Here is a 19,903-nt window from a genome sequence, read left to right on the forward strand (position 1 = left end):
TGTAAGTCGCCAGCCGCATGATCTTGGTCAAATTTTAGAGATAAATTCCCTTTGAAACTTGGGGCTTCCGGGCCTTGAGCAGGACATCGCCGCCACCGGAGAACGCGGACGGCGGCGATATTTTGCTTTGTTGCGCGCTTCAGCGCTGCGGTGGCTTCGGATCCAGGAAGGCCTTCGCCAGCGAGGCCGTAAGCGTCGGGTTCTTCAGCGCGATGATACCCGCCGCCAAGCCCAAGCCCAGCGACATGAGAGGACGCTCTCGCACGATCTCGACGACCTTTCCGGTGAGATCGAAACCACCCTGCGGAACGTCCTGATGAGGAGCGCGGCGGCTCTCGGCCTTGCGGGCGGCGATCATCCCCGCGATCGCGACGATCAGGGCCGCTACCGCCGCGACAATGGCCGAGGCGCCGGCGGCGCCAACCGCCGGCAACAGGATGGCGTAGAGCGCGAAGGCGGCGGAGACGACACTGACGGCGGCGGCGGCGGCGATCGCCGCGGCCGCCGCCAGGGTCATGAGGGTTTTCTCGAACATCACCGGTTGTTACTGCGACCGCCGGCGATCAGGAGGCCGATCAGCACACCGACGCCCACGCCAGCGAGCGTGGCGGTGATCGGGCGCTCACGCACGCGCTCCGAGACATAGCGCTGGGCTTCCTCAAGCTGCTCACCAGCGGTGTCGGTATAGGCGCGGCTCTGGGCGCGCAGCGTCTCGAAGCCCTCGGCTACCGACTTTTCCACGCGCTTGGCGGCTTCGGTCAGCGAAATCCGCGCGGCGTGAGCGGCCTCGGCGAAGCTGCGCTCGGCGTGCTCGACGGCTTCTAGCGTGGCGCCCTTGGCCTTGTCGGCTTCCTTGGCGGCGGTGTTCAGGGAATTGGCGGGCATGGTCATCTCCTGTTCGCGACGCAACCGACCGGGACGCGGGAAGCGACGTCCCGACAACGCTGCTTTCGTCGCTGCGGTTCCACGATACTCAAGGACCCCAAGCTTCACCACTCGGAATCCGCTGAGAAACGGCCCCGATTCAAAGGCGCTCGCGCCGAACGCGAACCAAGTTTAAGGTCGAATCATGGACGACGCCCCAATCGTCAGCGACGACCGTCAGGAATCCGCCCGCCTCAAGGCTTTGCGCGCGCTTGGAATTCTGGATGGCGAGGTCAACCAACCGCGACTGCTGCGCGTGGCGCGATTGGCGGCTCGGCTGTTCGACGCCCCCAAGGCGGCCGTCGTGCTGGTCGATGAGGCCAGGATCTGGCGAAAAGCTTTTGTCGGTTATCCGGCGCCGGACGCCCCGCGCTGTGGCGACTTGGCCGAACGCGTCGTCGCTGCGGGACGGGTTGTCGATCTCGCGGCGCCGATCCGGGACTGCCAAGGCTATGTCCTAGGCGCTTTGGTCGTCGAGGGCCCTGGCGCGGCTGGTCTTGTTCAGCCGGAGGATCTCCAGGCGCTTGAGGATCTGGCCGACCTCGCGGCGGAAATCCTCACTGTCAAGCCGGAAGCCGCTCGGACGCTCGAGGGCGAACGCCTGAATCTGGCGATCGCCGCTGCGGCGCTGGGTGAATTCGAATGGGACATCCAGCGCGATGTCTTCAAGATCAGCCCACGTCTGGCGAAGATCGCGGGTATCGCCCCGGGCGTGATCCCGTCCGAAGGCGGCGCGGCGCTCTTCCCCTATGTGCATCCTGACGACCGCGAGGCCGCGCGGGAGACGATCAACCAGCAACTGCGCGAGACGGGTCGATACGCCGCTGAATATCGGCGCTTGCCCGACCCAGACGGTCACGCGGTCTGGTATCATAGCTCAGGCGTGATGTTGTTCGGGCCAGATCACGAGCCGACCCATGTGATCGGCGTGGTCCAGGACATCAGCGAACGCAAGGCCGAGGAAGAGCAGCGCGAGAATCTCGTCGCCGAGCTGGATCATCGGATCAAGAACCTCTTGGCGGTCGTGCAGTCAGTCGCCGCCCAATCGGCGCGGAAGTCCGCCTCGCTCGACGTCTTCCTAAAAACCTTCGCCGCGCGCCTGAAGTCGATGAGCTCGGCGCACGACCTGCTGACCGCCGCCCGTTGGCGAGGCGCGACCCTGGCGCGGATCGCCGCCGCCGAGCTGGGCGGCCTCGCACCCACCCAGACACGCTGGGACGGCCCTGAACTTTTCCTGACGCCTCGCGCGGCGTCGGCCCTATCGCTGGCCTTGCACGAGCTGGCGGTCAACGCCGTACGCTACGGCTCGCTGTCGACCGAGAATGGCAAGGTGGAGGTCGTCTGGCGCCACTCGCCGGAAGGCGGCTTCGCGCTCGAATGGCTCGAGACCGGCGGACCGCCTGCGGTCGCGCCCTTGACCAAGGGTTTCGGCGCCACCCTGATCGAAGACGTCGCGGGCCGGGAACTGGGCGGCTCGGCCAAGATCACCTATCGCCCCAGCGGCGTCACCGCCATGATCGTCGGCGCGGCCGAAGCGCTCGCCGACGCGCTGCCAGTCGAACCGGTCAGCGCGGCGCCCGAACGGATCGTCGAGACCGTGGTCGCTGCGGATGAGACCGTGCGGCCCGGTGCGATCGCCGGCCTCAAGGTGCTGATCGTCGAGGACTCGCTCCTGCTGGCTCTAGAGCTTGAGGCGGGCCTGGAAGACGCCGGCGTCGAGGTGGTGGGCTGCGCCGCCGAGCTGAGCGAGGCTCTCTCGATGCTCGAGAAGGACTTCGACGTCGCGGTGCTGGACGCCGACCTCAACGGTCAGTCCGTGGCCCCTGTCGCCGAGATTCTGCGCAGCATGGGCCGCCCCTTCGTGTTCGCCACGGGCTACGCCGACAAGGCCGCGCCGATGGGTTTCGACGCGCCGATCGTGCGCAAGCCGTACAATGTCCACCAGATCGCTCGCGCCGTGGCCGGGGTGACCGGAAGAGCCTGAGCCGCTCTCTAGATCACGCCGCGCGCCCGCAGGTCCGCCAAGGCGTCAGCATCCAGACCGGCCAGTTCGCCCAGGACAGCATCCGTATGCTCGCCGAGCCTTGGGCCCGGCCAGCGCACGCCCCCAGGCGTGTCGGTCAAACGCGGAAAGGCGTTCTGCATCTTGAGCTGGCCAAACACCGGATGTGGCACGGTGACGATCGACTCCCGCGCCAGGAACTGGGGGTCCTCCAGCATGTCGGGCGCACGATAGATGCGGCCGGTCGCCAGACCTGCCATCTCCAGCTTGGGTAACAGGTCCTCGATGTCCTGGTCGGCGGTCCAGGCCGCGATGCGGGCGTCGAGTTCGGCCTGATGGGCGCCACGCGCGGCGTGGTCGCGATAACGCGGGTCGTCAGCGAGGTCTGGACGCCCCATCAGGTCGCAAAGCCGCCTAAACAGCGTGTCCTGGTTGGCGCCGATCAGCACCAGTTCGCCCGACCGAGTCGGATAGACGTTCGAAGGCGCTATGCCCGGAAGCACAGCGCCAGAACGCTCCCGAATGTAGCCTGTCAGATCATACTCGGTGATCAGGTTCTCCATCACCGTCAGCACGCTCTCGTAGATCGCCGCGTCGACCACCTGGCCCTTGCCGGTCCGCTGACGAGCGTGGAGAGCCATCATCACGCCCAGCGCGGCGTTCAGGCCTGAAAGGCTGTCGCCAATCGAGATACCCGCACGCGCCGGCGGCCGATCGAGCTCGCCGGTGATGTGGCGCAGGCCTCCCATGGCTTCGCCGACCAGCGCATAGCCGGCGCGCTTGGCGTAGGGTCCGGTCTGACCGAAGCCAGAAACGCGGGCCATCACGAGACCCGGATTGGTCTTGGCCAAGGCCTCGTAGCCCATGCCCCACTTTTCCAGGGTGCCCGGCCGGAAGTTCTCGACGACAACGTCAGCCTTGGCGATCAGCGCGCGGGCGATATCGCGGCCCTCATCGGTGCGCAGGTCGATCGTGACCGACTTCTTGTTGCGGCCAATCACCGGCCACCAGGGCGAGAGCCCCTTGGGCTTGGAGCGGCCCCACTGGCGCATGGGGTCGCCGACCTTAGGGTCCTCGAGCTTGATCACTTCAGCGCCGAAGTCACCCAGCACCTGTCCACAAAAGGGGCCGGCGATCAGCGAACCCATCTCGATCACGCGCAATCCGGAAAGTGGACCTTCGGCCATTGGCATGTTCCCCAGCTTCACGGGAACCGATCACGGCCCCGTGAGGTTATTGCGGCACGACGGCGAACCGCGGCGCCGGAGTTTTATCCCTCTCTACAAAAAAGAACTCAGGGAAAGACACAGCCATGACCCGTCACCTAATGATTGTCGGCGCCGCCATTGCGGCGCTGAGCCTCGCCGCCTGCGGCCAGAAGACAGACGAAACCAAGGGCGCAGCGACGCCGGCCGAGCAAGCCGCGACGCCGGACGCCAATCCGGCGGCCACCATTCCGACCCCCTCGGATGAAACCCGCGCCGATGTGTTCGTCGCCAAGGCCGCTGCCAACGACATGTTCGAGATCGAAGCCGCCAAGATCGTGGCCAAGCGCTCGACCAACCCGTCGGTCAAAACCTTCGCGGCCAATATGCAAAAGGCGCATATGAAGACGACCGAGGAACTCAAGGTCGCCATCGCCGCATCGGGCGCTTCGATCACGACGCCGACCATGCTGCCGCAAGACCTCCAGGAGGACCTGGACGACCTGAACAAGGCCGACGCTAAGGACTTCGACAAGAAGTACGCCGACAGCCAGGTCGACACCCACCAGGCCACTCTGAATCTTTTGCAGCGCTATGCGCAGGACGGCGACAACGCCGCCCTGAAGACGTTCGCCGCCGCGACCGCCCCGAAGGTTCAGCAGCACCTGAACATGGCCGAAGGCCTGAAGAACGGTTTCGACACCGGCGAGGACATCGCCGAGGCCAACGCCAAGCGCTAACTCTCTGTCGACTTGAAGGCCCGCCGCCCAAGCTGGATGGCGGGCCTCTTCAGATTCAGTTGCCCACCCCGACCGTGTTGTCGTCGCCGTTGCGGTCGATGACGGTGTTGTAGGGGTCGATCCCGGCGAACTTGGGCTTCTTGGATACCGTAAAGGTGAACGTCTGCATGCCCGAACGGATCTGACGGCGCTCGTAAACAAGCACGTCCTTGCCGCCAAACCCCTTGTCGCCGGGCTTGGCGGTGAAGAGGCCAATTTCCATAGACTCATTGAGAGCGGCGGAGCTCTCCCTCCCCTTACCGTCGGCGTACTTCTTCTGGGCGTCGACCGTGACCGTGACGTCGAACTTGCCGTCAGGTCTAGCTTTCACCGAGGCGCTCTGGGCCTTGAGATCATAGAGCGTGATCTTCTCGAAGAGATCGGTGATCAGCGCCTGCTTGTCCGCTGGGGCCTCGGCGCGAAAGGCGGCCACGACCTCGTTCATGGTCGGGTAGGGCGCGGCCTTGAAAGCGTATCGGGCCAGGAGGTCGCGTAGAGCGGCGTTGACCTTGTCCTCGCCGATCTGGTCGGCCAGGCGGTACATGACCAACGAGCCCTTGTTGTAGTGGATATAGGGCTGGTTCTCGACTCGATTGAGCGACAACTCCTCGATAACTTCGCCGCCACGCGCGCGCAGATATTGGTCCAATTCATACTTCAGGAACTTGCGGATCATCGGCTCGCCATAGATCTTCTTCATGACCATCAGCGCCGAGTACTGGGCCAGAGTCTCGGACATGGCCGTGGCGCCCTGCTCGTCCGCGCCGATCAGTTGGTGCGCCCACCACTGATGGCCGATCTCATGCGCCCCGACATACGTAACCATGTCGATCTTGGTCGGATCGCTATAGTTGGCGATGAAGCCCAGGTTCTCCGACCAGGGTATCGTATTGGCGAACGACTGGGCGAAGTCCGCGTAGCCGGGAAACTCCTGATAGCGTAGCTGCCGAAACTGGTAGGGGCTGAAATTGGCCTGATAGTAGTCGAGAGAGGCCTTCATCGAGCGTTCCATGCGATCGATGTTCCAGGCGTGCTTGGGATCGTAATAGATCGCGAGTTCGATCCCCTTGTAACCGGCGGTCTTGACCGCGTAGCGGGCCGACTGGATCGAGAAGAAGTGCAGGATCGGGGCCTCGGTCTTGAATCGCGCGGTCCGACGGCCGTTCTTCGTTACGTCCCAGACCTTGTAGCCTGGTGCAATCGGGGTCTGGTCAGCGTCGGTGGTCACGGTGATGTCAGCGGTCACCCAGTCGCTATCCTGACGAAGAGCGTTGTGCGCCACGGCGGCGGGATCGCCAAGCTTGGCGGGACGTGGCGGCGGCGGCAGCTTGTATTTGCGGCGCTTAGCGCGGTCCTTCAGCAGGCCGTCGCGGGTCATCCCCAACCCTGGCGCCAGTTCCTGGTCATTGAGGAACGTACCGTTATCGACCAAGCGCGTGTCGTTGCCGCGATTCCTGAAACCCACCTGCTGGCGGACCGTTGAGAAGGACATCGCTCGGGTCTCGCCCGGCTCCATCGGCGAGTCGAAGGTGAAGATGCGGTAGTTGAAGCGGTCGAAGGTCTTTTTCGAGCGTGCGCCTTCGATCGAGAGCCCCCGAACCTTCAGGTCACGGTCGAAGCGGACGTGAATCTCGCGCAGCGGCTTGTCGGTGCGATTCTGCACCGTGTAGACGCCCTTTGCCGTCGCCGTGGACTCGTGCGGCCGCAGATCAACCTCCAGCCTCACCGAGGTGATGGTCGGCTGGGGAACCTTCTCGAGCGGCAGCAAGGTCTTTTCATAAGCGGCAAGCCAGCGCTCGTCGTCGAGACTGGTCCGGTATTCGTTCCAGACGTTGGTATTCAGATAGATAAAGGCGCCGGCGCTCACGAAGACCACTGCCGCGCCCAGCGCAACACCGCCCGCAGAGCCGCGCAGCCGGCGTGGAACGGCCGCTAGGCGTGGCATCAGGCGGGTCTCGGTCCCGCGCCGCCACAGCACGTGGCACATCACAAGCAGGATCACCGCGAATGCGGACCAGTAGAGCCGCGCCCACCAGGCGCCGATCCAGAATTGCCCCAGACCGTTCATGTCCGATCGCGGTGCCGAAGGCCCACTCGGATAGCTGTAGAGCATGTGGTCGAGGCCGAAGTTGGCCGCGACGATCTGGGCGATGATGTACACGACCATAAGGCCCCAACCGACGAACTTGTGCGGCGAGAGCACTTGGATGAACACGGCCAGCACCGCCAGCAGTAGGCAGTCCACGGTCTGGGGCAGGAGCCACCACACCACGTAGTTGGCCAACTCTAAGTTCGTATAGCCCTTGAACAGCTGCATCAGCACAGCGACGACGATACTCACCGCAAAGGTCGAGGTCAGAACGAGGGCGATGGCGATCGTCTTGGGGACCACAAAGGCCCAGTCTGGGATCGGGGTAGCGTCGATGATCTCGTGCGTTTTGCGATCCTGCTCGCGCCAGACCAGCTCCCCCGCGTAGAACGAGGCGATGACGATCGTCATGAAGACGAAGATTCCTTCCAGCGCGCCGATCATTACGCGGGTGACCGGATACACCGAGCCGCCGTAGAGATTGTCCTCGGTGGCGCGCCAGAGATTGGTCAACGACAGCACCACCGCTAGGCCCAGCAACACCAGATAGGCTGGACTGACGAACACCTGGCGGGCGTCAAGGCGAGCTCGCGCCCATAGCTGGTTCAGGCGGCTGGCGCGGTCGAAGCGCTGGGTTCCGCGCGTCGCAGAAACCGGAACCGGCGCATCGACCTCGGCCTTCTTACTCGCCTTGCTCCGGCGGGGGGCCGGCGCGATCCGAAACAGCGGGTAAGCCGCGGCGACAATGGTCAGTGACACGCCCAGCCATAGCGCGCGATTGGCCAGCAGATAGCCGGCCAGTTCGGGGACCTGGCTGTTACGCTCCGTCGCCGTCCAGTAGCGCGTCGCCAGGCCGAAGGCCGCTCCGCCGAAGGGCTCCCAGAGGGCGGCGATCTTCTCCATGCCTGGCTGACGCAGGAAGCTGGAGCCGATCGTTTGCAACACCATGAAGGCGATGACGCCGACATAGGTCCACATCATCGAACGCGTGACCGTGGTCAGGGCGAAGAACACCGCGGAGGTCAGCAGCAGCGTCGGCAGGGCCAAGACGAAATAGGCGAAGAGATAGTGGTTGAGAGCGAACGGACCCAGGGTCTCTGCATCGACCCAGGGCATGACCGAACCGACCATCAGGCCTAACGGAACGGCCAGGAACGAGATCGCCGCCGCCAGGAACGCACCGGCGAAGCGGCCGTACAGATAGTCGAACTTGGACAGCGACGTAGAGCGCAGGATGGCGCCGTAGCCGGTATCGTCGTCGCGTAAGATAATGTTGGCGACGAACGCCGTCGTCACGAACATGTAGAGGACAGAGAATACCAAACTCAGTTGGGCGATCACCGTCGCGGCGTTACGGTGGACATTGGCCGTCGAGCCGATCTGCACGACACTGGACGCCACCGCCCCAAAGGCCAGAAGAAAAAAGAAGCCGACGCCAACCCAGAAAACGGGCTGCTTCAACTGGTAGCGGAGCTCGAAACCCGCGATCTTGCGAAACATCGGCCGCCCTCCGTCAGGCTGCGCGCCGAGTGGTCGAGAGGGTGGAGAAATAGACATCCTCCAGCCCGCCCTCCACCGGCGTGAAGCCGTCGCCCGGGTTGCCGTCGGACTCGATATGGATGACGGTGCGCCCCGCCAGCAGACGGGTGGAAATGACTTTATAGCGAGCCTTGGTGGCTTCGAGTTCGCTCTTGTCGATGACCTTCTTCCAGATCCGACCCTTCAGCTTGGCGACCAGATCGGTCGGCGCGCCTTCGCTAACGATGCGGCCGTCGCAAATGATCGCCATAGCGGGGCACAGATCGGAGACGTCCTCGACGATATGGGTCGAGAGGATCACCACGACGTTCTCGCCGATCTCGGCCAGCAGGTTGAGGAAGCGATTACGTTCTTCGGGGTCGAGACCGGCCGTCGGCTCATCGACGATGATCAGGCGCGGATCGCCGATCAGGGCCTGGGCGATACCGAAGCGTTGGCGCATGCCGCCAGAGAAGCCCGCGATCGCCTTCTTGCGCACGTTCCACAGGTTCACCTGGTTCAGCAGATGCTCGACGGTCTGCTTCCGATCCTTGGCGTCGGCGATCCCTTTCAGGACAGCCATATGATCCAGCATGTCGTAGGCCGAGACGCGCGGATAAACGCCGAAGTCCTGCGGCAGGTAGCCCAAAGTCCGGCGCAGCAGTTCGGGCGTCTTCAAAACGTCGATATCACCGAAGCGGATGTGGCCAGAGCTTGGCGCCTGAAGGGTCGCGATCGTGCGCATCAAGGTCGACTTGCCGGCGCCGTTCGGGCCGAGAAGGCCGAACATTCCGCGCGGGATCGTCAGATTGACCTCGTCCAAGGCTTTCACGCCGCTACCGTAGACGTGGGTCAAGTTCTCGATGATCAGCATGAACGTTTCCGATGCCCCCATATACCGCCCGAATATCCCCATAACGTCATGACTCGGCGGCGCGGATGGGGGCAAGTGAAAGAACGTTTAGGCCCCGCTTCAACCTGACGATTGCGCAAGGCGCCCCTTGGAGGGGGGACGTGGCGCCCCTTCAACCCGTTGACGAGGGTTTTTGCGAGCACGGTTTGGGTCTACAGGAGGCCCCATGACGAACTACGCCTTTCCTCCGCACGCCCTTCCGACGGTCCCGGTGGAGGGATCGGATACGGTCTTCCCGGTGCGCAGGGTTCTTTGCGTCGGACGAAACTACGCCGCGCACAGGCGCGAAATGGGCGGCGACGAGCGCGATCCGCCGTTCTTCTTCGCCAAGCCTGCGGACGCCGTCGCGCCGCTGCGCCACGAAATCCCCTACCCGCCCGCGACCAGCGACCTGCATCATGAGGTCGAGCTCGTCGTAGCGCTGAAGGCCGGCGGCGCGAATCTCACGCCAGAGCAGGCCCTCGCCTGCGTCTTTGGCTACGCGGTGGGCGTGGACCTCACCCGCCGCGACCTGCAGGGCGCGGCGAAGGCCAAGGGCCAGCCCTGGGAGGCCGGCAAGGCGTTCGACGCCAGCGCTCCGATAAGCGCCATCCGGGTCATGGCCCCGCCCGCGCCAGAGGCCGCCATCACGCTGCGGGTCAACGGAACCGAGCGTCAGCGCGGTCAGATCGGCGACATGATCTGGAGTGTGGGCGAGGTGATCGCCAAGGCCAGCGCGCTTTGGACCCTTGCGGCGGGAGACCTGATCTTCACCGGCACGCCCGAAGGCGTTGGCGCCATCGCGCGCGGAGACGTCGTGACCAGCGAGGTCGAGAGCGTCGGTCGTCTCGAATTCACCCTGGTCTGAGGTTGGAATGAAACTCGTTCTGCACAGCGCCAAGCGCGCGAGCGCGCCCTATCGGGTGCGGATAGGCCTGAACCTCAAAGGTCTGGCCTTCGAGCTGCGACCTGTCGATCTCGTCTCGAACGCCCACCAGACGGCAGACTATCGCAGCCTTAACGCCCAGGCCCTGGTGCCGACGCTGGAGGTCGATGGTCGCCCTCTCACGCAGAGCCTGGCGATCCTGGAATGGCTGGAGGAGGTCTTTCCAGAGCCTCCTCTTCTGCCGACCGATCCCTTCGACCGCGCCACAGTGCGCGCCATGGCCGAGATCATCGCCTGCGATATCCATCCGCTGAACAATCTGCGGATCCTGCGGGCGTTGACCGCATTGGAAATCGGCGAGGATCAACGCAACGCTTGGGTCGCGCGATGGATCTCTGACGGCTTTACCGCGTTGGAGCCGATGGTCGCTCGTCACGGCGGCGCTTTCGCCTTCGGCGACACGCCGGGACTCGTGGATTGTCTTCTGGCGCCTCAAGTGTTCAACGCCAGCCGCTTCAACATCGACCTCTCGCCATTCCCAGCGATCCAAGCCGCCGCCGCCCGCGCGGCCGGGCATCCGGCCATCGCAGCCGCACACCCTGATCATCATCCGGAGCGCTAGATGCTTGAGGATCTGAAAGCCAAGAACGCCGCGTGGTCAAAGAGCAAGACCCAGGTTGATCCGGACTTCTTCAAGCGTCTCGAGGGCCAGCAAAGCCCGGAGTATCTTTGGATTGGCTGTAGCGACAGCCGGGTTCCCGCCAACGAGATCGTCGGCCTGGATCCAGGCGAGCTATTCGTGCATCGCAACGTCGCCAACCTCGCCCCGCCCCAGGACGCTAACTATCTCAGCGTGCTGCAGTTTGCGGTCGACGTTCTGAAGGTCAAGCACATCATGGTCGTGGGACACTACGGCTGCGGTGGCGTCGCCGCAGCGATAGACGGCCAACGGCGTGGCCTTGTCGACCATTGGCTGCATCCGATCCGCGAAGTTTGCGCCGAGCACAAGCACGAGCTTGAGAAAATTCCGGAAAAGCGCGCGATGCTGGACCGCCTCACCGAGCTGAACGTCGCGCGTCAGGTCCGCAATGTGGCGGCTGACGTCTTCGTCCAGGACGCCTGGGCGCGAGGCCAATCCCTGGCCGTGCACGGCTGGGTGTATTCGCTGCACAACGGCCTGGTCACCGATCTGGATATCGGCATCGCGAGCCTAGGCGACTACGAGCGGGTGGTGGCGGAGTCCATGTCCAGCTAGGCGTCGAAGGCCACCGTGCCCGTAGTCAGGTCGTAGCAGGCCGAAACGACCTTCAGCCGCCCCTCCTCGACCCGCTCGGCCAACGTCCCGTCGGCCACTTTCAGGCGACGGGCGATATCGCGGACATTCTGGCGGATCGCCGCGTCCTGCAGGTCAGCGGGGTGCTGTTCCTCGGCCTCCAGGACGGCCGGCAGGATAGGCAGCACCATCTCGTACAAGGCGCCATGCAGTTCGGCGTGCTTGGTGGCGACGTCCACCGCCGCGCCCACAGCGCCGCACTTGGTGTGGCCCAGCACCACGATGAGCGGGGCTCCCAGGTGCTCGACGGCGTAGACGATCGAGCCGAGGCCCTCCCGGCTGACGGTCGATCCAGCGACACGGACGACAAACAGCTCGCCAAGATTGCAGTCGAAGATCAGTTCCGGTGCGGCGCGGCTGTCGGAACAGCCGATGATGACGGCGAACGGCTTCTGCCCCTTGGACAGCTCCGCCACGCGCGCCATCGAGGGCAGGGAGATATTAGCGCCGCCACGGGCGAAGATGGCGTTGCCGTGCTTGAGACGACCCAGCGCCTCGTCCGGGCTGATGGCCATGGCCTCGGCGGCCGCCGGCGCATGAGCCGGCTCCGGCGTCACGGGCTTAACCGTCGCCAGCGCCTTGTCGAGCGCGGCCTTGTCGGTGGCCTGATGCTTGAGTGCGTGGGCCGTGCGGCGACCCTTCTTGGTCAGAAGGCTCGGAGAGCCGCCTTCGCCCTCGGCAAACGCGATAGCCGGCGCGGCCACGCCCATGAGAGCGCCCAGCAGCAATCGTCTCGAAACCATCTCGTCCCCCGACGTCGGTCAATGTCGCGAAACGCTAAGCCAGAACGGCTCTAAGGAACGTTAATCGAAGGCCTAGAGCGGCAATTCAACGCGCTTGACCACGGTGCGCATGGCGATGCTTGAGCTGACTCTGACGACACCGGGAATACGAGTCAGCTCTTGAGCGTGCACGCGCTCGAGGTCATCGACATCGCGGACCACCAGACGAAGCAAATAGTCCGACCCGCCCGTCATCAGGTAGCATTCAGCGACTTCGCGGACATTGGCGATCGCCTTTTCGAAGGCGCTCAGCGCCGACTCCGCCTGAGACGACAGAGTAACGGTCACGAAGACGCTGAGCGGCAACCCCACGGCGCGTTCGTCGATCACAGCGGCGTATCGGCTGATCACACCGGACTCTTCCAAGGCCCGAACCCGGCGCAGGCAGGCGGACTCGGAAAGATTCACCGCCTCGCCCATTTCCACATAGCTGGCTCGCCCCCGCCTCTGCAGGAGGTTGAGGAGCTTCCGGTCGAAACCATCGAGGCTAGCGGCGGGTTTAGTCATGCTTGGCACGTCCGGCGCAGGAATCCTGCATTAAACTAGTATCAAAGCACAAAATCACCAAGGAAACTGCGCGTTCCGAAGAGCACAATTCCAAGAAAGCGCCTTTGGAGGAAGCATCATGCGGGTTGGCGTCCCCTCAGAGATCAAAGCGGGCGAACACCGGGTCGGGCTTACGCCGACAGCCGTCCGTGAATATGTCGGCCACGGCCACACGGTTCTTGTTCAATCGGGCGCCGGACTTGGCGCGGGCCATGCTGACGAGGCCTATGTGAAAGCGGGGGCGAGCATAGCCCCCGACGCCGCAGCGGTCTTCGCCGGCGCGGACATGATCGTGAAGGTCAAGGAGCCGCAGAAGGTCGAGTGGGAGAAGCTCGAACCGCGGCACATTCTCTTCACATATCTGCACCTGGCGCCCGATCCGGCCCAGACCGAAGGCCTGCTGAAAAGCGGCTGCGCGGCCATCGCCTACGAGACCGTCACCGATGCGCGCGGCGGCCTGCCGCTGTTGGCGCCGATGTCCGAGGTCGCGGGACGTATTGCGGTCTACTCGGCCGCCGAGACCCTGCTGAAACATAATGGCGGCATGGGCTTGCTGCTCAGCGGCGTTCCGGGCGTGCCGCCGGCGCGCGTGGTCGTGCTGGGCGGCGGGGTCGTAGGCAGCAACGCCGCGCGCATGGCCGCGGGCCTGGACGCGGACGTCGTGCTCCTTGAGCGGTCGATCCCGCGCATGCGCGAGCTGGACGACCTTTACCAGGGCCGCATCCTGACCCGCTACTCCACCTTCGCGGCCGTCGAGGAGGAAATCCTCAAGGCCGACGTGGTGATCGGTGCTGTGCTGACGGCTGGCGCGGCCGCGCCCAAGCTGGTGCGCCGCGAACACCTGAAGCAGATGACGCCGGGCTCGGTCTTAGTCGATGTCTCGATCGACCAGGGGGGCTGCTTCGAAACCAGCAAGCCGACAACCCACGCCGAACCGACCTACACGGTCGACGGCGTGGTGCACTACTGCGTGGCCAACATGCCGGGCGCGGCCCCGCGCACCTCATCCGAAGCCCTCGGCAACGCCACCTTGCCCTTCGGCCTGGCGATCGCCGACAAGGGCCTGGACGCGCTCAAGGCCAATGTTCACCTGGCGCGCGGTCTCAATGTGCTGAAGGGCGAATTGACCCACCCCGCCGTCGCCGAAGCGCTAGGCAAGACCTCTGTCGACCCCTACGGGGCCTGGAAGTAAGCGTTGGAAGCCGCGCCCCCCCGGTCCAGGCCGGGGAGCAGCCTTCCTTCACGCCGCGAAGCGAGCGATGTCCTGACGGCTGCCAATCAGGTCCAAGACGTCGTTCATCCGGAAACCCGGATCGACGGGGTGCAGGGCGTCATAGACCGAGCGCGCGAAGGCGAGATCGGCGGCGGTCTTGACCCGCCAGTCGAGACGCGACCAGTCGCGAGGCGCCATTAGGTGCGCCTGGCTCCAGCGCCCCTGTTGATTACGAATGGCGGCTGTCGGCGAGATACGCGCCATCGGATCCCGCTCCTCGGCAGCGGCGGCTTGCAGCGCCTCGGCCTTGATCACCTCGACTTCGAGACCGGCAGGATAGGTCCGTTGGACACGGTTGGATGTGTAGTCGACGCCGCTGACCAGAGCCAGACGGACAGCCTCGTCAATCACCCCCGGATCGACAAAGGGCGCGTCCCCCTTCAAGCGGACAACATGGCTAACCGAGCTGATGGTTTCGGCGCAGCGGGCGATGCACGCCAGGATGTCGGCGCCGGCGCCACGATGAACCGTAAAGCCACGTGAAACCAGGAAGCCGGCCAGGGCGTCATCGACCGTGTCGGCGCTGGTGGCGACGATGATCTTGGAAAGACAGCGCGCGCCGCGCAGGCGCTCCAGCTGACGGATGATCATGGGCTCGCCGCGAAGCGTGGCCATCGACTTGCCCGGCAGTCGGGTGGACCCCATGCGGGCCTGCAGCACGGCGAGGATCATGTCGCGTCTCTCCCTCAGTTGGGATCAAACTAGGCCTTGAGTCTTAAAATCCGAGTGAATCTTAGGGTTAATCGACCTTAAGCAAAGTGCTTCGTCGACCGTGACGCGGCCTACGATTGAAACAGTGTCCAGGATGATTCTAGGGGCGCGCCAGGGGATGCGGCGCGTCGGCGGGCCATCCCTCAGGCGACCCAACGTCGCGGGTCGAGCGCGACGGGATCGTCGATCGCCATCTCGTCCCAGTCGAGGTCCGGTGGCGGGCTTGAAGCCGCAGCCACCACCGCCGAGAGTTCCGCGGCAGAATTGACGCCGACCAGCACGGCCGATCCTTCCGGACGCGACAAGGCAAAGCCCAAAGCGGCCTGCAAGGGATCCGAGCGGCCTTCGGCGATCATACGGCGTACGCGCGATAAGCGGCCCGAGGCCCCCTTCAACTGGGCCGGCACGCGATCAGGCGGCAGGAACAACAAACCATTGAGGAAAATCGAGCGCAGGTGCACCTCGACCCCCATGCCCGCGATGCGCTGCAGCGAGCCATCGGCCAGCAGGCGCTGATCGAGCAGACTGGCGGGCGCCTGCAGAATGTCTGGCTTAAAGCGCTTGGCGACGCCAACGGGATCGTCCGAAGCATGGGCGGCGACGCCGACCTTGGCGAACACGCCTTGATCCTTCAGGCGCTGAAGACGGTCCCAAAGCGCCGGTCCATGCGCCCCGAACAATTCCGACGGCGAATGGACGATGATGGCGTCCGCGCGCTCGACGCCCAGGCGACGAAGGGTGGCGCGAGCCTCGGCCTCGACATAGTCGGGACCACGATCAGCGCGACCGGCGGCCAGGGTGATGCGGAATGGCGTCGGGCGCGGTAGCACTTCGCCCAGAGTCGTTTCCGCGCGGCCAAACAGGCCCGAAGCGTCGAGAACCGACAGGCGCGCGCGCGCGGCGATGTTCAGGATTTCGCGCGTCTCAGCTTCGGGCGAGCGGCCGCGAGGCGCGGAACCGCTTCCGTCGAGGCCGAACTGCGCGGCCGCGAGACCCAATTTTGAAACCGAAATGGACATGCCATCCGTGCGGAGATTACCAATCGAAGATCGACGCTACGCGCCAAGGTTTGAACATCAGGTTTCTGGAACCTTGCCGAGGGGTTAATGTTAGTCCCAATGATGAACCACCGCTCCGACGATGCATGGCCGATGCACGGGATGACCGATGACGCCCGGTCGGCCTTGTCCGAAGCCCTTTCGCGAGGTCCTGCAGCCCTCGCCACGATTGTTTCGCTGGGCGGGGGCGGGCCCCGTCCCGTCGGGACGCAGATGGTGTTCGGCGATCAGATCATTTCCGGATTTCTGTCCGGCGGTTGCATCGAGGCCGACGTCGAAAGCCATGCTCAAGCAAGCCTCGAGGATGGCAAGCCCCGTCGTCTGGTCTACGGCGAAGGCAGTCCCTGGCCGGATATTCGCCTCCTATGCGGCGTGCGGATCGAAATCCTTGTGGAACGCATCACGCCCGAGGATGCGGCCGTACGGGCGCTTCTTGATCTTGCCCAGCGGAGGACTCCCGCCTTCTGGGTCAGCGACGGGCTACGCCGCCATTGCGCGGAAGAGCCGCAAGCTCTCTGGCTTGGCGCTTTTGAGCGGGCGTACGATCCCCAACCGCGGCTGGTCGTTGTCGGCGGCGACCCCACGGCCCTCGCCGTCGCAAGCCTGGGCGCGCAGTCGGGCTTCGAGACCACACTGCTCAGGCCCAAGGGCCCTGCGTCACCGCCGCCGCTTGTGGGCGTGGCCTATCGACGCGACAGCATCGAGGCTGCGTTGGCCGATATCGGCCTCGACGCCTGGACAGCGATGGCGGTCTGCGGTCACGAGCCCGAGCAGGACCATGCCGCCCTGATGGCGGCATTGCCCTCCGAAGCCCCCTATGTGGGCCTGCTCGGCGCCCGGCGTCGGCTTCCCGAGCGTCTGGCCCGCCTGCGATCGGATGGTATTTCGGAGCGTGATCTGGCCAAGTTGCGCGCGCCGATTGGACTCGACCTGGGCGGCAAGGCGCCGTTCGAGGTGGCGGTGGCGGTGATCGGCGAGGTGATGGCCGCGCGCCACGGCCAGCCCGCCCTGGCGCGACAGTCCGTCGAGGTCTAGACCGGCGTCGCTTCCGCCGAGAACGTCTCAAGGTCCTCGATCAACGACCTCGCGGCGAGATCCACGAGCGCCCCGCCCTTTTCGGGCGTCGCCTGCGCCGGGTCCGAGCCCATGCGACCATCGGCGTAACGCGCCCGAAAATCCAGCGCCTCGCGGATCGGGCCCGTCGGGGCGATCTTCGGCTCGTACGCCGCCGTCTTGATCGTCTCCGGGTAAGCCCACTGGGTCACGGCGATCTCGGACGGCGTGGCGTGACTGCCATGGCCGGTCGGAAACTGGCTGTTGGCCAAGGCGTTGACGCCCGCCAGGTCCCACCAGTTCTTCAGCTTCAGCGCGAACGGCGCCCGTTCCTTGCGGAAGCTGTACTCAGCGTAGATCTCGGAAAAAGCCGCTTCGATCGAGGCGACATTGCCGCCGTGCCCGTTCAGGAAATAGATGCGCGTGAACCCGTGGGCGCCCAGCGAACGCACCCAGTCGCCGATCGCGGCGATGAAGGTCGAGGGCCGCAGGAAGATGGTTCCCGGAAAGGCCAGGTGGTGCTGGGCCATGCCGATATTGAAGGTCGGCGCCACCAGCACCTTGTCGGTGCGCTTATGGGCTTCGTGGGCGATGATCTCGGGGCATAGCCAATCGGTGCCGAGCAGGCCCGTCGGGCCGTGCTGTTCGTTCGAGCCGATCGGCACCACCACCGTCCGGCTGGTCTTCAGATAGGCTTCGATCTCGGCCCAGGTGGACAGCGCGAGCAGCATGGAGGCACTCCGGTAAACTGAGGCCTCTGCTTTACGCCTCTAGGATCGGGTCGTCATCTTCCAGCCCCATCGACCTGCGAACGCTGCTGGCGGCGACAAACCTCAGTGGTCTTATTGCGCTAGGCCGCCAGCTTCGCCTATCTCGGCGGCAAATGATATAAAAGGGAGTACGGCGAGTGAGCGACGGGATGCTGTTTCCGGTTCCGAAGGCCTGGGGCGAGCGCGCCCACCTGAACGCCGACGCCCTGGCGGCCGCGCGGCGGCGCGCCGATGAGGATCCCCATGGCTACTGGAAGGATCTCGCCGACCGTCTCGACTGGATCACACCGCCGACCAAGATCAAGGATGTCTCCTTCAAGGAAGAAGACTTCCGTATCCGCTGGTACGAGGACGGCGTCCTCAATGTCTCAGCCAACTGCATAGATCGCCACCTGCCCCATCGGGCCAATGAGGTCGCATTGATCTGGGAGGGGGATGACCCCGCTGCTTCGCGCAAGATCACCTATGCCGAGCTGCACGAGCAGGTTTGCCGCATGGCCAACGTGTTCAAGGCGCACGGCGTCACCAAGGGCGACCGAGTCACCATCTACCTGCCGATGATCCCCGAGGCGGCCTACGCCATGCTGGCCTGCGCCCGGATCGGCGCGATCCACTCGGTGGTCTTCGCGGGCTTCTCGCCCGACAGCTTGGCCGGCCGTATCAACGACTGTGACTCCAAGCTGGTGATCACCGCCGACGAAGGCGTGCGCGGCGGCAAGCGCATTCCCCTGAAGCTGAACGTTGACGCGGCAGTCGCCCACTGCCCGGGCGTGGAGAAGGTGCTCGTCGTGACCCGAACCGGCGCCGGCGTGCCGCTAGCCGCGGGCCGTGACGTCATCTACGAGCACGCAGCCGCCAAGGCTTCGATCCATTGCACACCCGAGCCGATGAGCGCCGAAGACCCGCTGTTCATCCTCTATACCTCGGGCTCAACGGGCAAGCCCAAGGGTGTTCTACATACCACCGGCGGCTATCTGGTCTGGGCCAGCTGGACGCACGAGGTCGTGTTCGACTACCGGCCAGGCGAAATCTACTGGTGCACAGCGGACGTGGGCTGGGTCACCGGCCACACCTATATCGTCTATGGTCCGCTCGCGAACGGCGCCACCAGCCTGATGTTCGAAGGCGTGCCGAACTATCCCTGCAACAGCCGCTTCTGGCAGGTGATCGACAAGCACAGGGTCGAGATCTTCTACACCGCCCCGACGGCCCTGCGCGCCCTGATGCGCGAGGGCGAGGCGCCGGTGGAGCGCACCTCGCGCGCGTCCCTGCGCCTTCTGGGCAGCGTGGGCGAGCCGATCAATCCCGAGGCTTGGCTCTGGTACCACCGCGTGGTCGGCGAAAGCCGCTGCCCGATCGTCGACACTTGGTGGCAGACCGAGACGGGCGGAACCCTGATGACGCCGCTGCCGGGCGCCGACGCTCTGAAGCCTGGCTCAGCCTGTGGACCCATGCCGGGCGTGAAGCCCGAATTGGTCGACGCCGAAGGCGGGGTGCTGGAGGGCGCGACCGAGGGCAACCTCGTCATTACCGACAGCTGGCCGGGCCAGATGCGTACGGTCTATGGCGACAACCGCCGCTTCTTCGAGACCTACTTCTCGACCTACCCCGGCAAGTACTTCACCGGCGACGGCTGCCGCCGCGACGCCGATGGCTACTACTGGATCACGGGCCGCGTGGACGACGTGTTGAACGTCTCCGGTCACCGCCTGGGCACCGCAGAGGTCGAAAGCGCGCTGGTGGCCCACCCGCGCGTCGCCGAAGCGGCGGTCGTTGGCTACCCGCACAGCATTAAGGGCCAGGGTATCTATTGCTACGTGACCCTTAATGCGGGCGTGGCTCCCACCGACACGCTGCGCAAGGAGCTGACCGACTGGGTTCGGCGCGAGATCGGCCCAATCGCCACGCCGGACGTCATCCAGTGGGCGCCCGGCCTGCCCAAGACGCGCTCGGGCAAGATCATGCGCCGCATCCTGCGCAAGATCGCCGAGAACGAGCTTGGGAGCCTCGGCGACACCTCGACCCTGGCCGATCCCTCCGTGGTGGATGACCTTGTCCAGAACCGCGCGGGCGCGTGAGGCC

At 65.0% G+C, this 19,903-nt stretch carries 17 protein-coding genes and 1 pseudogene; 8 read left to right on the forward strand and 10 right to left on the reverse strand.

The window, feature by feature from the left end:
* Nucleotides 1-139 precede the first annotated feature (139 nt).
* A complete protein-coding gene (locus CSW59_RS11905; RefSeq protein ID WP_099444230.1) occupies nt 140-538 on the reverse strand; it encodes a hypothetical protein in 399 nt (132 codons plus the stop codon).
* Nucleotides 535-885: a hypothetical protein gene (locus CSW59_RS11910; protein WP_099444574.1), complete on the reverse strand. Its 351-nt coding sequence runs from the start codon at nt 883-885 to the stop codon at nt 535-537. Before CSW59_RS11910 ends, CSW59_RS11905 begins: the two co-directional genes overlap by 4 nt.
* Nucleotides 886-1,069: 184 nt before the next feature.
* Between CSW59_RS11910 and CSW59_RS11915 the strand changes: the two genes are divergently transcribed.
* Complete coding sequence (locus CSW59_RS11915; protein ID WP_099444231.1) at nt 1,070-2,908, forward strand: HWE histidine kinase domain-containing protein; 1,839 nt, start codon at nt 1,070-1,072, stop codon at nt 2,906-2,908.
* Nucleotides 2,909-2,916: 8 nt separating this feature from the next.
* On the opposite strand, the gene CSW59_RS11920 is transcribed toward CSW59_RS11915, so the two are convergent.
* Nucleotides 2,917-4,119: a CaiB/BaiF CoA-transferase family protein gene (locus CSW59_RS11920; RefSeq protein WP_099444232.1), complete on the reverse strand. Its 1,203-nt coding sequence runs from the start codon at nt 4,117-4,119 to the stop codon at nt 2,917-2,919.
* 119 nt (nt 4,120-4,238) lie between these two features.
* Here CSW59_RS11920 and CSW59_RS11925 point away from each other — a divergent pair, with 119 nt between their 5' ends.
* Entirely contained in the window at nt 4,239-4,871 is a 633-nt protein-coding gene (locus CSW59_RS11925) for a DUF4142 domain-containing protein (RefSeq protein ID WP_099444233.1), read from the forward strand.
* A 55-nt stretch (nt 4,872-4,926) separates the two neighbouring features.
* Here the strand turns inward: CSW59_RS11925 and CSW59_RS11930 are convergent, their stop codons facing one another.
* Nucleotides 4,927-8,499, reverse strand: a complete 3,573-nt coding sequence (locus CSW59_RS11930; RefSeq protein ID WP_099444234.1) for a M1 family aminopeptidase — start codon at nt 8,497-8,499, stop codon at nt 4,927-4,929.
* A 13-nt stretch (nt 8,500-8,512) separates the two neighbouring features.
* Entirely contained in the window at nt 8,513-9,391 is an 879-nt protein-coding gene (locus tag CSW59_RS11935) for an ABC transporter ATP-binding protein (RefSeq protein ID WP_099444235.1), read from the reverse strand.
* Nucleotides 9,392-9,596: 205 nt separating this feature from the next.
* Here CSW59_RS11935 and CSW59_RS11940 point away from each other — a divergent pair, with 205 nt between their 5' ends.
* From CSW59_RS11940 to CSW59_RS11950, 3 genes are read left to right on the forward strand one after another with little or no spacing between them, the layout of a single operon-like run.
* Nucleotides 9,597-10,277: a fumarylacetoacetate hydrolase family protein gene (locus tag CSW59_RS11940; RefSeq protein ID WP_099444236.1), complete on the forward strand. Its 681-nt coding sequence runs from the start codon at nt 9,597-9,599 to the stop codon at nt 10,275-10,277.
* 7 nt (nt 10,278-10,284) lie between these two features.
* On the forward strand, nt 10,285-10,917 hold the full coding sequence (gene maiA / locus CSW59_RS11945; protein WP_099444237.1) for a maleylacetoacetate isomerase: 633 nt from the start codon (nt 10,285-10,287) through the stop codon (nt 10,915-10,917).
* Nucleotides 10,918-11,550 (forward strand): carbonic anhydrase, encoded by a 633-nt coding sequence (locus CSW59_RS11950; protein ID WP_099444238.1) that lies wholly within the window; start codon nt 10,918-10,920, stop codon nt 11,548-11,550.
* On the opposite strand, the gene CSW59_RS11955 is transcribed toward CSW59_RS11950, so the two are convergent.
* Nucleotides 11,547-12,371: a carbonic anhydrase gene (locus CSW59_RS11955; protein ID WP_099444239.1), complete on the reverse strand. Its 825-nt coding sequence runs from the start codon at nt 12,369-12,371 to the stop codon at nt 11,547-11,549. The genes CSW59_RS11950 and CSW59_RS11955 overlap by 4 nt on opposite strands.
* Before the next feature lie 72 nt (nt 12,372-12,443).
* Complete coding sequence (locus tag CSW59_RS11960; RefSeq protein ID WP_099444240.1) at nt 12,444-12,917, reverse strand: Lrp/AsnC family transcriptional regulator; 474 nt, start codon at nt 12,915-12,917, stop codon at nt 12,444-12,446.
* 118 nt (nt 12,918-13,035) lie between these two features.
* Here CSW59_RS11960 and ald point away from each other — a divergent pair, with 118 nt between their 5' ends.
* Nucleotides 13,036-14,148, forward strand: a complete 1,113-nt coding sequence (gene ald, locus CSW59_RS11965; protein ID WP_099444241.1) for an alanine dehydrogenase — start codon at nt 13,036-13,038, stop codon at nt 14,146-14,148.
* A 48-nt stretch (nt 14,149-14,196) separates the two neighbouring features.
* On the opposite strand, the gene CSW59_RS11970 is transcribed toward ald, so the two are convergent.
* Together CSW59_RS11970 and CSW59_RS11975 are read right to left on the reverse strand one after the other, a co-directional pair.
* Nucleotides 14,197-14,901 carry a glycosyltransferase family protein gene (locus CSW59_RS11970; protein WP_099444242.1) on the reverse strand — a complete coding sequence of 235 codons (705 nt, stop codon included), beginning with the start codon at nt 14,899-14,901 and terminating at the stop codon, nt 14,197-14,199.
* A 182-nt stretch (nt 14,902-15,083) separates the two neighbouring features.
* Nucleotides 15,084-15,959: a bifunctional regulator KidO gene (locus tag CSW59_RS11975; protein WP_099444243.1), complete on the reverse strand. Its 876-nt coding sequence runs from the start codon at nt 15,957-15,959 to the stop codon at nt 15,084-15,086.
* Between the two features lie 29 nt (nt 15,960-15,988).
* Between CSW59_RS11975 and CSW59_RS11980 the strand changes: the two are divergent.
* A pseudogene (locus CSW59_RS11980) lies at nt 15,989-17,033 on the forward strand (XdhC family protein).
* On the opposite strand, the gene CSW59_RS11985 reads toward CSW59_RS11980, so the two are convergent.
* Nucleotides 17,030-17,782 carry a creatininase family protein gene (locus tag CSW59_RS11985; RefSeq protein WP_099444245.1) on the reverse strand — a complete coding sequence of 251 codons (753 nt, stop codon included), beginning with the start codon at nt 17,780-17,782 and terminating at the stop codon, nt 17,030-17,032. The pseudogene CSW59_RS11980 and the gene CSW59_RS11985 sit on opposite strands and share 4 nt — an antisense overlap.
* A gap of 188 nt (nt 17,783-17,970) precedes the next feature.
* Between CSW59_RS11985 and acs the strand changes: the two genes are divergently transcribed.
* On the forward strand, nt 17,971-19,899 hold the full coding sequence (acs, locus tag CSW59_RS11990) for an acetate--CoA ligase (protein WP_099444246.1): 1,929 nt from the start codon (nt 17,971-17,973) through the stop codon (nt 19,897-19,899).
* Nucleotides 19,900-19,903: the final 4 nt, after the last annotated feature.

The sequence above is a fragment of the Caulobacter sp. BP25 genome (assembly GCF_002737755.1).
Classification (GTDB): Bacteria; Pseudomonadota; Alphaproteobacteria; order Caulobacterales; family Caulobacteraceae; genus Caulobacter.

Excerpts from the sequence above, each read along its gene's own strand:
- CSW59_RS11910 (WP_099444574.1), bottom strand. The coding sequence starts at position 885 with ATGCCCGCCAATTCCCTGAACACCGCCGCCAAGGAAGCCGACAAGGCC.
- CSW59_RS11915 (WP_099444231.1), top strand. The coding sequence starts at position 1,070 with ATGGACGACGCCCCAATCGTCAGCGACGACCGTCAGGAATCCGCCCGC.
- CSW59_RS11920 (WP_099444232.1), bottom strand. The coding sequence starts at position 4,119 with ATGCCAATGGCCGAAGGTCCACTTTCCGGATTGCGCGTGATCGAGATG.
- CSW59_RS11925 (WP_099444233.1), top strand. The coding sequence starts at position 4,239 with ATGACCCGTCACCTAATGATTGTCGGCGCCGCCATTGCGGCGCTGAGC.
- CSW59_RS11930 (WP_099444234.1), bottom strand. The coding sequence starts at position 8,499 with ATGTTTCGCAAGATCGCGGGTTTCGAGCTCCGCTACCAGTTGAAGCAG.
- CSW59_RS11935 (WP_099444235.1), bottom strand. The coding sequence starts at position 9,391 with ATGCTGATCATCGAGAACTTGACCCACGTCTACGGTAGCGGCGTGAAA.
- CSW59_RS11940 (WP_099444236.1), top strand. The coding sequence starts at position 9,597 with ATGACGAACTACGCCTTTCCTCCGCACGCCCTTCCGACGGTCCCGGTG.
- maiA (WP_099444237.1), top strand. The coding sequence starts at position 10,285 with ATGAAACTCGTTCTGCACAGCGCCAAGCGCGCGAGCGCGCCCTATCGG.
- CSW59_RS11950 (WP_099444238.1), top strand. The coding sequence starts at position 10,918 with ATGCTTGAGGATCTGAAAGCCAAGAACGCCGCGTGGTCAAAGAGCAAG.
- CSW59_RS11955 (WP_099444239.1), bottom strand. The coding sequence starts at position 12,371 with ATGGTTTCGAGACGATTGCTGCTGGGCGCTCTCATGGGCGTGGCCGCG.
- CSW59_RS11960 (WP_099444240.1), bottom strand. The coding sequence starts at position 12,917 with ATGACTAAACCCGCCGCTAGCCTCGATGGTTTCGACCGGAAGCTCCTC.
- ald (WP_099444241.1), top strand. The coding sequence starts at position 13,036 with ATGCGGGTTGGCGTCCCCTCAGAGATCAAAGCGGGCGAACACCGGGTC.
- CSW59_RS11970 (WP_099444242.1), bottom strand. The coding sequence starts at position 14,901 with ATGATCCTCGCCGTGCTGCAGGCCCGCATGGGGTCCACCCGACTGCCG.
- CSW59_RS11975 (WP_099444243.1), bottom strand. The coding sequence starts at position 15,959 with ATGTCCATTTCGGTTTCAAAATTGGGTCTCGCGGCCGCGCAGTTCGGC.
- CSW59_RS11985 (WP_099444245.1), bottom strand. The coding sequence starts at position 17,782 with ATGCTGCTCGCGCTGTCCACCTGGGCCGAGATCGAAGCCTATCTGAAG.
- acs (WP_099444246.1), top strand. The coding sequence starts at position 17,971 with ATGCTGTTTCCGGTTCCGAAGGCCTGGGGCGAGCGCGCCCACCTGAAC.